This is a genomic window from Streptomyces sp. NPDC030296 (assembly GCF_055572815.1).
In genome coordinates this window covers 34,436-46,186 of the sequence record NZ_JBVICQ010000019.1, presented here as the reverse complement: position 1 = coordinate 46,186, position 11,751 = coordinate 34,436, and the positions used below count along the sequence as shown (strand labels likewise).

General features: G+C 68.7%; 7 protein-coding genes. 6 read left to right on the top strand and 1 reads right to left on the bottom strand.

Translation table 11 applies throughout. The features are described from left to right. Window positions 1–8 precede the first annotated feature (8 nt). From ACZ4Z3_RS37340 to ACZ4Z3_RS37320, 5 genes are all read left to right on the top strand, one after another. Window positions 9–947, top strand: a complete 939-nt coding sequence (locus ACZ4Z3_RS37340; RefSeq protein WP_468505228.1) for a VOC family protein — start codon at window positions 9–11, stop codon at window positions 945–947. Window positions 948–1,050: 103 nt separating this feature from the next. Next, window positions 1,051–2,028 (top strand): fumarylacetoacetate hydrolase family protein, encoded by a 978-nt coding sequence (locus tag ACZ4Z3_RS37335; protein ID WP_468505227.1) that lies wholly within the window; start codon window positions 1,051–1,053, stop codon window positions 2,026–2,028. Further along, a complete protein-coding gene (locus ACZ4Z3_RS37330) occupies window positions 2,025–2,792 on the top strand; it encodes an SDR family NAD(P)-dependent oxidoreductase (protein ID WP_468505226.1) in 768 nt (255 codons plus the stop codon). Before ACZ4Z3_RS37335 ends, ACZ4Z3_RS37330 begins: the two co-directional genes overlap by 4 nt. 807 nt (window positions 2,793–3,599) lie before the next feature. Then, complete coding sequence (locus ACZ4Z3_RS37325; protein ID WP_468505225.1) at window positions 3,600–5,930, top strand: ricin-type beta-trefoil lectin domain protein; 2,331 nt, start codon at window positions 3,600–3,602, stop codon at window positions 5,928–5,930. 111 nt (window positions 5,931–6,041) lie between these two features. Beyond that, the gene (locus ACZ4Z3_RS37320; protein ID WP_468505293.1) at window positions 6,042–6,716 is read left to right on the top strand and encodes an RICIN domain-containing protein; all 675 of its coding nucleotides are present in this window, start codon (window positions 6,042–6,044) and stop codon (window positions 6,714–6,716) included. Window positions 6,717–6,801: 85 nt separating this feature from the next. Here the strand turns inward: ACZ4Z3_RS37320 and ACZ4Z3_RS37315 are convergent, their stop codons facing one another. Then, complete coding sequence (locus ACZ4Z3_RS37315; RefSeq protein ID WP_468505224.1) at window positions 6,802–10,164, bottom strand: alpha-L-rhamnosidase-related protein; 3,363 nt, start codon at window positions 10,162–10,164, stop codon at window positions 6,802–6,804. A gap of 403 nt (window positions 10,165–10,567) precedes the next feature. On the opposite strand from ACZ4Z3_RS37315, the gene ACZ4Z3_RS37310 reads away from it, so the two are divergent. Next, entirely contained in the window at window positions 10,568–10,822 is a 255-nt protein-coding gene (locus ACZ4Z3_RS37310) for a hypothetical protein (protein ID WP_468505223.1), read from the top strand. Window positions 10,823–11,751 lie beyond the last annotated feature (929 nt).

Here is an 11,751-nt window from a genome sequence, read left to right as displayed (position 1 = left end):
AACCCGCCATGAGCGCACGACTGCTCACGCATCTGCGGCACGTCGACCTCGCCGTGCCCGACTACGACAAGCAGCTCGACTTCTACGCCGGCGTCTGGGGCCTGACCCAGGTCGCCGAGGACTCCGGCATCTCCTTCCTCGCCGCCGAGGGCAGCCCCGAGCACTACGTGGTGCGGCTGCGCAAGGCCGAGGAGAAGCGCCTCGACCTCGTCTCGTACGGCGCGGCGAGCGCGGCGGACGTGGACACCCTCGCCGAACGACTCCTCGCGGGAGGAGTGCAGTTGATTTCCCAGCCGGGCAAGATCGACACCCCCGGAGGCGGCTACGGCTTCCGCTTCTTCGACGTCGACGGCCGCACCGTCGAAGTCTCCGCCGACGTGGACGTACGGCAGCACCGCAAGATCGAGGAGAAGGAGGCCATCCCGGTCAAGCTGTCGCACGTCGTGCTGAACTCGCCGGACCTCGACATGACCCGCGCGTGGTACGAGACCCACCTCGGCTTTCGCCACTCCGACACGCTCAGCTCGCCGTACGTCGGTGACGTCATGCACTTCATGCGCATCAGCAACCAGCATCACTCCATGGCCATCGCCAAGGGCCCGCACACCTCCCTGCATCACGTCTCCTTCGAGATGCGCGGCCTGGACGAGTACATGCGCGGCTCCGGCCGCGTGATGCGCGCCGGCTTCCGCAAGATCTGGGGCCCCGGCCGGCACATGGCAGGTGACAACACCTTCACCTACTTCCTGGACCCGCACGGCAACACCGTCGAGTACACGACGGAACTGGAGCTGCTGGACGAGGACACCTGGCACCCCCACGTCTACGACTTCTCCCAGCCCGAGGTCACGGACCAGTGGGGCACCGCCAACCCCATGAACGAACTGATCGCCAAGGAGTCCTTCAACGACGTCGACCGCGGCTGCTTCGTCGCCCCACCGGTCTGACCCTAGAACCCCGGGGACGCGGTGGCCCTGTCACCGCCCTGACGCCCCTGCCGCGTCCCCGGTCCCCGCCGCTGCCCAAGACCGCCGGAGTCTGGAGCCGTGCATGCGTTTCGCCACCTATGAACACCGACACCAGTGCCAGGTCGCCGTCGTGGAGGAGGACGGCACCCTCCACCCCGTTCCCGGGGCACGCTCGCTCACGGAGCTGATCAGCCGCGGCGACGGACTCGACGCGCTCCTGCGCGCCGGCGCCGCCACGCTCGACGTCCCGCCCGGCCCTCACGTGTCCGAGGTGCGGCTGCTGCCACCGCTTCAGCCGCCCACCGTGCGGGACTTCGTCACCTTCGAGGAACACGTCGAAGGAGTACGGCGATCCGTCGACGGGGACGGCGTCGGCGGGGTGCCGGAAGCCTGGTACGAGGCCCCGACGTTCTACTTCACCAACCCGTACGCCGTCATCGGCGCCCACGACGACGTCCCGGTGCCGCCGGGCAGCGCGGTCCTCGACTTCGAGCTGGAGGTCGCCGCCATCATCGGCCGGGAGGGGCAGGACCTGACGCCAGAACAGGCACGGGACCACATCATCGGCTACACCGTCTTCAACGACTGGTCGGCCCGCGACTTGCAGTCCCGCGAGATGCAGGTCCGCCTCGGCCCGTGCAAGGGCAAGGACACGGCCACCACCCTCGGCCCGTACCTGGTCACCGCCGACGAACTGGAGCCGTACCGCGACACCGACGGCTTCCTGCGCCTGGCGCTGACCGCCTCGGTGAACGGCGAGGTCGTCGGCAAGGACCTGTTGTCCAACATGAGCTGGACCTTCGAGGAGATGGTCGCCTACGCCTCACGCGGCACGGTCGTCCGCCCCGGCGACGTGCTCGGCTCCGGCACCTGCGGCAACGGCGGCTGTCTCGCCGAGCTGTGGGGCGTCCGGGGCGAGCAGTCCCCGCCCCCACTGAAGCCGGGAGACACCGTCACCCTCACCGTGGAGGGCATCGGCACCGTCTCCAACACCGTGGTCGCGGGCAGGGATCCGCAGCCGCTGCCGACCGCCCGCCGCCGCACCAGGGAACGGCCGTGAACGCCCCGCGCCCCAGGAGACTCCTCGGCAAGGTCGTCGTCGTCACCGGCGCCGCGCGCGGCCAGGGCGCCGCCGAGGCCGAGGCCCTGACCCGCGAGGGCGCCCGCGTCATCGCCACCGACGTGACCGAGGCCCCCGGCTGCCGCCTTCTCGACGTCACCGACGAGCGGCACTGGGCGGAGCTGGCCGCCGAACTGAGGGAGTCGTACGGCCAGGTGCACGGCCTCGTCAACAACGCGGGCATCACCTGGCGCGCCCGCCTCGACGAAGTGACCCCCGACGACTTCGCCCGCGTCCACGCCGTCAACGTCACCGGCCCGCTCCTTGCCATCCAGCACCTGACGCCGCTGATGCCACCCGGCTCGTCCATAGTCAACGTCGGCTCCACCGCCGCTCTCACCGCCCACTACCCGGTCGCCTACACAACCAGCGAATGGGCGCTGCGCGGCCTGTCGAAGACCGCGGCCACGGAGCTGGGCCCGCGCGGCATCCGCGTCAACACGATCCACCCCGGCTTCATCGAGACCGAGATGACCGCCTCCGCCGCGCCCGCCTTCCGCGAGGCGAACATCCGCGAGACCCCGCTCGGCCGCACCGGCACGGTGGACGAGATCACCCCGCTCGTGGTCTTCCTCCTGTCCGACGAGTCGTCCTTCATCACCGGCGCCGAGATCCCGGTCGACGGCGAACTCACCACGCACGGCGGCGTCAAGTCCATCTCGGACACCTTGAGTTCGACTGCTGCGGGCCCGGCGGCGAACTGAAGAAGGCTGGTGGGCAAAGCGGTCCTGGCGTCGGCACGAACCGCGGTCAGAGACTCGCGGTGGCGCCGTGCCTCGCGACCGCGGGTATGACCGCAGTCGACGGCGCCCTGCGATACGGGCACACGCCGGCGACGCTTGCGGCGGCACCTGCATTCCCCGCGTCGGCGAGTGGCCGACGATCCACGTCGCCGGGCCGCGCGCGGTGGGCGGCCGAGGCCGCATCATCACCGTGAGGTCCACAGCCGCCCTGACCGGTTCGCTCACCGACCGGGGGACCGCACTCACCGAGCTCTCAGGTGCACTCCCCGTGGCGTCCAAGAGCCCGGTGACCGCGCCCTCGCTGTGCCGACGCGCACACCCCGACGGCCTCGATGCTGCTTCCCCTGACTCCATCCCTCGGAGTGTGAACCGATCGAGGCTCTCTTCCGTGCTCCTGATAGATCGGATGTCTTGTTCGGTTCATGGAGTGGGAGGAGAGCTTCGGTCCGGCAGTCTCACGCGGACGGCCACCAGGGCGGGTCGGCCGCCACCTGGCTTGTGAGAAACATCGACGCCGAACAAAATCGCCCATACGTTCGGCGCTCGAAGCTTGACGTTGTCTGGATTTCGGACGAGCCATCCGCGATGAACGGGCAGTTTTCACAGTTCAGATGTCGGCTGTGCGGAAGCTCATCACTCGTCCACTGACCTGCTCTCCTCAACGAAATCCGTCACGGACAAACAACCCCAGGAGAACGGATGCTGATGCACAGACACCCGCCCACTGGACGCGACCTACGCTGCCGCCTACCGCGGACACTCGCCATGATGTGCGCGCTCGTCATCGCAATGATCGGATCCATGCTCACCGCCGCCCCGGCCCAGGCCGCGACGTCGATCACCCTCGACGGCGCATCGGGCGGGCGTACCTTCGACGGCATCGGTGCCATCAGCGGTGGCGGGGGAAACAGCAGACTGCTGATCGACTACCCGGAGCCGCAGCGCAGCCAGATCCTGGACTACCTGTTCAAGCCGAACTACGGCGCCAATCTGCAGATCCTCAAGACGGAGATCGGCGGCGACACCAACTCGACCAGCGGCGCCGAGCCCAGCATCGAGCACACCAGGGGCACGATCAACTGCAACGTCGGCTATGAGTTCTGGCTGATGGAGCAGGCGGTCGCCCGCAACCCCGACATCAAGCTGGCCGGCCTCGCCTGGGGTGCGCCGGGCTGGATCGGCGGCGGCAACTTCTGGACTCCCGACATGATCGACTATCTGATCTCCTGGCTGGGCTGCGCCAAGTCGCACGGCCTGAACATCAGTTACCTGGGCGGCTGGAACGAGCGCGGCTACAACATCGGCTGGTACAAGAGTCTGCGTTCGGCGCTCAGCTCGAAGGGCTACTCCTCGGTCAAGATCGTGGGCTCGGACGACCACAGCTGGGACATCGCCAACGACATACTCGCGGACCCCACGTTCGCCTCCGCCGTGGACATCATCGGCGCCCACTACCCGTGCGGCTGGCTCACTCCCCAGACCTCCTGCCCGAGCTCCGCAAACGCCAAGGCAACCGGCAAGCAGCTGTGGGCCAGTGAGAACGGCTCGCACGACCACAACAGCGGCGCCGCACCCATGGCTCGCGCGAACAACCGGGACTACATCGACGGCAGGATGACCGCGACCATCAACTGGCCGCTCATCGGCGCCATGACGCCCAACCTGCCCTACGCGACGACGGGTCTGATGGTCGCCAACCAGCCCTGGTCCGGCTGGTACTCCACGGGTCAGAGCCTGTGGGTCACCGCTCAGACCACCCAGTTCACCTCGCCGGGCTGGAAGTACCTCGACAGCTCCACCGGCTACATCGGCGGCAGCGCCTCCAACGGCAGCTACGTGACCCTCAAGTCCACCAACAACCGCGACTACAGCACCATCATCGAGACCACCCAGGCATCCGCGGCGCAGACGCTCGACTTCACGGTGACCGGCGGCCTGTCCACCGGGACCGTCCACGTCTGGTCGACCAACGTCAACTCCACCGACTCCTCGACCGCCATGGTGCGCCGCAGCGACATCACCCCCTCCGGGGGTGCCTACTCGCTCACCGTCCAGCCGGGGTACGTCTACACCATCACCACCACGACAGGGCAGGGCAAGGGCACCGCCGCCAGCCCGGCGAAGGGCTCCCTGGCCCTGCCGTACGCCGACTCCTACGACAGCTACCCGACCGGCACCCAGGCGAAGTACGTCCAGGACCAGCAAGGCGCCTACGAGGTCGTCGGCTGCGGGGGCGGACGCTCCGGAAAGTGCGTCCGCCAGATGTCGGCCCAGGCGCCGATCACCTGGGCGCCCCTGTCACACCCTTACGCACTCTTCGGTGACCTGGGCTGGAAGGACTACCAGGTCTCCAGCGACGTGCTGCTGGAGAGCGCGGGCTTCACCGAGCTGATCGGCCGCGCAACCTGGCAGCACTCGTTCGGTCCGGAGGGCCTGAACGGCTACTACCTGCGGGTCAGCAATACCGGCGCCTGGTCCATCCTGCGCAACGACACCGACAACAACTTCGTGACGCTGGCCGGCGGTACGGTCGCCGCACTGGGCACCAGCTCCTGGCACAACCTGAGGCTGGGCTTCCACGGCAACAGGATCACCGCCTGGATCGACGGCGTGAAGGTCGGGGCGGTCAACGACAACACCTACACCGAGGGGCAGGCCGGCTACGGCAACAGCCAGGGACAGACGGGCCAGTTCGACAACCTGTCGATCGGGTCGACCACGAAGGTCGTCGGCGTCGGGTCCGGCCGCTGCCTGGACGTGCCGGGCTACAACGAGACCAACGGGACCCTGATGCAGCTGTGGGACTGCCACGCCGGCGACAACCAGCAGTGGACCTTGACCTCGGCCAAGGAGCTGCGGATCTTCGGCGACAAGTGCCTGGACGCGAAGGACCACGGCACCTACAACGGCACACCCGTGGAGATCTGGTCCTGCAACGGCGGCGGCAACCAGCAGTGGACCGTCAATGCGAACGGTACCGTGGTGGGAGTCGAGTCGGGGCTCTGTCTCGATGCCGTCGAGGGGCGCACCGCGAACGGCACCGGGATCCAACTCTGGTCGTGCCACGGCGATACCAACCAGCGGTGGACGCGGAGCTGATCCGAGCCACGCACCGGCTGCTGCCGACGTGACCACGGCTGCGGCGCAGGCCGCCTTCGTAGGCCGGGCCGCGAGGCATGACGCCCACCCCCGTGACGCGGCAGTTGCCACATCCGGCAAGATCCGAGGTCCCGCCCGAGCCGGCCCTTCAGGCGGCTCGGGCGGTTCCCCCGACGTGCCGACTCCTCCGGCGAGACGGAGCCGAAGCAGAACACCGCCTCCGGCGGTCCGAGCCAGCTGTGGCAGGCCGTCGCCGACGGAGACGGTTCGTTCTCCCTGGTGAACATCAACAGCGGCAAGCGCATCGACGTGAACGGTGCCTCCACCGCGGCGGAAGCACAGGTCATTCAGTGGCCGTGCACAGGCAACCCCAACCAGCAGTGGAGCCTCACCGAACGCCCCCGGGTCGTGGCCTTCGGACCCGGCATGACCGCCGGCGGTGAAGCCTTGTACCTGCGGGGCAATACCGGCGCCTCCACCTTCCACCGTGACGCCTACCAGACCTCGTACCGGTCGGCGGCCGGCTCCGGCAACCATGCCGGTGAGGACGCCGTGGCCGCCCGGCTGCAGGCGGAGAGCGGCGGCCAGTGGTCCGCTGTCGCCAACGCGGGCATCGGCGGCACCATGCTGCCCTACTCCTCGCAGAACACTGCACAGGCCCGCATCCGGACAACAGTGAACAACTGGATCCGCACCAGTGGCGCGTTCGACGCGGTCGTCGACTTCGACGCCGCCATCCGGGACCCGAACAACCACGCCCGGACGCTGCCCGCTTACGACAGATAAAGGGTCTGGGGTGTTCGTTCCAGTCGGCGAGCGACTTCCTCGTCCGGCCTCGATGGGTGAAGGCAACCGGCTCGGGATGGGCCTGCTACTTGATGCGGATCTCGGCGAGTTGGAGGCGGTACCTGGTGGTCTCGTCCGAGGCGGGCTTGCCGAGCCTGGAGACCTTCAAGCGTACGTAGCGGCCGGTGGCGGACGTGAGAGTGTAGGTCTGAGCGGCTCCGCCCGGGTTGGGTTCGGCGGTGATGGTGCGGGCCGTGGAGTAGGTGCTCGATCCGTCGGGGCGGGTCTGGATGGTGAAGTCGACGGGGAAGCCCGCCGTGCCGCCGCCGGCCCCGCCGACGTCCGTGCGGGGGTGGAGGGTGACGGAGCCGATGGCCCGGTCGGCGCCGAGGTCGATCTCGATCCACACCGGGGTGGCGCTGACGTCGGCGGAGGGGAAGTCGATGCTGGTGAAGCCCTTGGCGCCGGCCACGCTGGTGAGCTTGCCGTCGAGGAGGCGTGTCTTGCCCCAGTCGCCGTTCTCCAGCGTGTAGTTGGCGGTGACGGTGCTCGCGGCGGTGGGGACGGTGAGTTCGGCGAGCTGGAGGCGGTACTTGGTGGTCTCGTCGACGGGAGGGGTGCCGAGCTTGGTGGCTTGCAGGCGGACGTAGCGGGCGGTGGTGGTCTTGAAGCCGTACGTCTGCACGAGCCCGCCCGGGTTGGGCTCGGCGGTGATGGTGCGGGCGGTGGTGTAGGTGCTGGATCCGTCGGGGCGGGTCTGGATGGTGAAGTCGACGGGGAAGCCCGCCGTGCCGCCGCCGACCGCCGGGGTGTCGGTGCGGGGGAAGAGCCGCACGGCGTCGAGGTCGGTGTCGGTGCCGAGGTCGATCTCGACCCAGACGGGGTTCGCGCTGACATCGGCGGAGGGGAAGTCGATGCTGGTGTAGCCCTTGGCGCCGGTCACGCTGGTGAGCTTGCCGTCGGTGAGCCGGTCCTTGCCCCAGTTGCTGTTCTCCAAACTGCTGTTGCTGGTGACGGGCCGGCCGAGGGCGAGGTTGTCCAGGCGGCCGGCGCCGGTGACCGTGAACGTCCAGCTGCCCGGCTGGAGGGTGAAGTAGACGTAGGAGGAGTCCTTGCTCGCGTGGCTGAGACCCGGGACGCTTCCGGTGGAGGCGCCGCCCGTGAAGACGGTGGTTCCGTTGGCCTTGATGACCGGTGCAGAGCCGCCGTACGTCGGAACACCCACCCGCGCGGTTGTCCCACTCGGGGAGGTGAGGGTCAGGGCGACCTGGTCGCCGTCGCGTGTGATGCCGAAGCGGATGTCGCCCTTGACGGTCGGCGTGACCGTGTTGATCTTCGTGAGGGTGCCGGTCTGCGGGACGACGTCGTACGTGGTCCAGCCGGGCTTGGTGGGACGGACGCCGGCGGCGTAGGCGGACAGCACGTACAGGGGGCCGCCGTTCCAGGCGTGATTGTCGGTGCCACCCGACTTGTCCCAGATCTCCCACAGGGTGTGGCAGGCGGGATCGGCGACCTGGGCGGCGTAGCGGTTGCGCATCCGCTCCTCGGCGACGGTGGCCGCCCCCATGAGATAGAGCGCTTCCAGGACGTAGAACTCCATGTAGGGGCTGGCGTTGAGGTGGGTGCGCAGCACCTCGGTGATCGCCTTGTGTCGGGAGGCGGGCGCGAGGCCGGCGACGACGGCGAGACCGTTGCCGCGGTCGTCGGTGTCCTTGGTGTAGCCGGGTGAGCGGTACTCGTTCCTGGAGGTGTCCCACAGAACGCGGTCGAAGTTGGTCTTGATGCTGTCGCGCTTGGCCTGCCAGGCGGCGACGTCGCCGCTGTTGCCGCTGAGGCGGGCGAGGGTGATGGCCGTGTCGAGGGCCAGGTAGTACCAGCAGTTGTCCAGGAGGCGGGCGTCGATGTTGGTGCCCCAGTCCTCCCAGTCCCAGTCCCCGACGCGGTGGTTGACCAGCCCGGCCGAGTCCAGGCTCCACAGGTTCAGGTACGCCTTCACCGCCTGGTAGGTTCCGGAGACCGCGTCGGAGTTGCCCGTGTAGAGGTGGTATGTACCGAAGGCCCACACCGAGGCGAGCATCTGGACGGGCAGTTCAGCGGTCCAGATGGTGGACGGCATCGGCGAGTAGAGCACGCCACCGGGCTTCTGCCAGGCGGCCAGCTCGGCGATGGCCTTGGCGCCGAGGGCGTGGGAGCGGGTGTCGAAGGTGTAGAAGCCTTCTTTGAGCTGGTTGACCACATCGCCCCACCACTGGGCGCGCTCGCGTGTGGGGCAGTCCATGTAGGTGTCGCGCATGTTGACGTACATCGTGCGCGCCGCCTTGCCCCACAGGGTGTCGAAGAAGGCGTCATCGCTGTTGAACGATCCGGCGAAGTCGGTGTCGTAGCCGGACTCCCGGTACTTCAGATCCACAATGGTGACACCGGTGGGGATCGTGTACTTCACCGCCGTGCCGCTCATCCAGGCCAGCGCCTCGAACTCCTGGACCCCGCCCTTGCAGACGTAAGTGGCGCGAACGTTGTTCTCCGCCCCGCGTGTGAGGCCGGTCAGGCCATCGCCGTCGGCGTAGTGGTCGGTCTGCATGCCGATCACCGCGCCGGCCGGAGCGTCCACCTTCAGATAGGGCGTGACCTGGAGGTTCGAGGGCAGGGTGGCCGTGATGGCGGTGGTGCCCTGTCCCGTGGACGGCAGCGATGAGGCGTTGCCGTAGGACTTCAGGCTCGAGTAGCGGAACTGCGGGACCGGCCGTCGTACGAGGTTGTTCCAGGGCGCGGCACCGGCGGCTCCGAAGTCGGTGGGGGCACTCCATGCGCTGTCGTCGAAGCCGGCCGACTCCCAGGCGGTCATGGCGGTGGCGTTGCGGGCGTCGTAGTAGACGTTCGACTCGGGCAGCCGGAAGTTGACCTGGGTGCCGCTGGTGTTGTTGGAGTAGCCCGGGTGGACGGTGTGCTTCCAGCTGGTGTCGCTGACGAGCCGGGTGGTGGTGGAACCGGTGGTGATGTCGGACTGGAACAGCAGACCGCCCTTGCCGCTGCTGCTGTGCGAGAAGCCCTGCTTGCCGAAGTACCACACCAGCAGCGCCACCGTGTTGCTGCCGCTCGTGAGGTACGGGGCGAGGTCGATCTCGTCGTAGTAGGTGCCGGTGCGGTCGGGGCCGCGCTTGAGCTGCCCGTCGAAGACGACGAGCGTGCCGTTGACCCACAGCCAGTACTTGGAGTCCGCCGCGATCTGCGTCACCGCCTTCGACGGCGCGGAACCCAGGGTGAACGATCTGCGGAACGCCACCCACTGGTTCGTCGAGCTGGACGGAGCCCAGATCCACTTCGCGGTCCAGGAGACGGCGGCCGACGCCGCGGGAGCGAGCCCCGGCAGAAGTGCCGAGCCGAGGGTGGGCGCGAGCGCCACGGCTATCGCCGAGCGCAGGACGGACCGGCGAGATGCAGAGGACATGCGGGCTCCTACTGTCCATGTGCGGTGATGGGCGGGGCGGGGAGAGGCGTCCTGGGGATCGGGAAAGCGGGATTCACCGGACGTGCGTCTTGAATCGTTTCATTAGCGTGTTTGCAGCGGGAATTCTTTGTCGCCGAGCGAGAGGGTGTCAAGGCTTGTGCAGGCGACATGCGGCAGGAGGGGGGGTTTGGCCCGCACCAGTGCGGTTCTGTGGTCTGCCGAGGAACTCCCCGAAGCGCCGTCGGCAGTGGCCGCTGCCTGGTGCTGTCCGGGTCGAGTGGGCCAGGGCAGGCGCGTCGAGTGCCGCGTTGGCGGCCCTCGGCCGCGTCGCGGACGGCATCGTCGCGGCGGGAGATGCGGCCGTGGTCCGGGGAACGCGCGCCGTCCGCACTGGACCAACGCGGTGGAGCAGGCGCGGGTGGCGGCGGCCGCACTGCTGGGGGAGGACGTGGCCGGGGCGGCTCTTCCCGCGTACTTCTGGACCAACCAGTTCGGCGTCGACGTGAAGATCGCCGGGGAACCGGCCGGACTCGGTGAACCGGGTCTGGTCGACGTCGACGACAGCTCGATGCTTCTGCGCTGGTCGGCCGTTGCGGCGGCGACCGTGAACCACACGATGCCGGTCCGCAGGATCCGGCAGCTCGCCTCTGTCGCGTGACGGGTCGTGCACCTGCGGGCGGCGGGCAGGGTTCTGCGCCACCGGCGTGCCGGCGTGTTCGCCGCCGGCGACGGCCCTTCCGGTCCAGTGTCGTTCTCTCGGACCGTAGCAGGACGACTGCTTCTGGTCCGAGGCTCCGGCCGCTCCACACGATCGTCGGCCGTGCGGCGCTTACCGGCGCACCCGCGACCTGGCGGAGTAGCTGACCCGAGGGATGCAGCAGATCCATTCCCGGCGGGTGAACATCGGCGCGCTGTCCACACCGCTGGGGCGGTCGCTCAGTGACCGCACAGCGCACCTCGGTGCACGCCCGGCAGGCGGGACCCCGGCGGCCTGGACATCGGCCCCAGACGGCTCCGCTGCCGACCACCAGCCAGGCTGGTGCGGCCCCTCGCGGACGCCGACGTCCCCCTGTACTGGCCGCAGGACGACCGGCATCAGCGGCAGTACGCGCGGGACACAGCCGGACCGGGGCGGACCCATAGCAATGGCCTGGGCCGGGATGTCCCGTAGTCGCGAGTCGGACGGCGGTGGCGCACCAGCCGGCCGTAGGGCCGCTCGACATGTCGATGCCAAGGGTGGCGGCGTGCTGGACCCAGTGCTCGCGGGTAGCCGCCGTCGTCGCATGCGGCACCCGCGGGGCCGCGAGCCGCTCCGTCATCGAAGGCGGTGGTGCCCGCAAAATTCGCCACACCTCCTATGTATGGGGGCGTCTAATCATCTGCGTGCGGGTGTCCAACCATCGAAGATCACGCGAATGTGAGGGTCATCGGATTGAACCGGCTGAGACTCTGGACAAGCGGGGCGGCGATGGCCGTTAATACATCCGATGTCCAACGAGGTCACTTCGAGCTCGGCGGGCATGAGCCGCCGTAGTTGCCGCTGTCGGTGTTGTGTGCAGACAAGCGGCCGGCATCCCCTCGCGTCAC

Bases quoted from the DNA above. Each gene is read 5' to 3' on its own strand.
- ACZ4Z3_RS37340 (WP_468505228.1), top strand. From the start codon at position 9: ATGAGCGCACGACTGCTCACGCATCTGCGGCACGTCGACCTCGCCGTG.
- ACZ4Z3_RS37335 (WP_468505227.1), top strand. From the start codon at position 1,051: ATGCGTTTCGCCACCTATGAACACCGACACCAGTGCCAGGTCGCCGTC.
- ACZ4Z3_RS37325 (WP_468505225.1), top strand. From the start codon at position 3,600: ATGTGCGCGCTCGTCATCGCAATGATCGGATCCATGCTCACCGCCGCC.
- ACZ4Z3_RS37315 (WP_468505224.1), bottom strand. From the start codon at position 10,164: ATGTCCTCTGCATCTCGCCGGTCCGTCCTGCGCTCGGCGATAGCCGTG.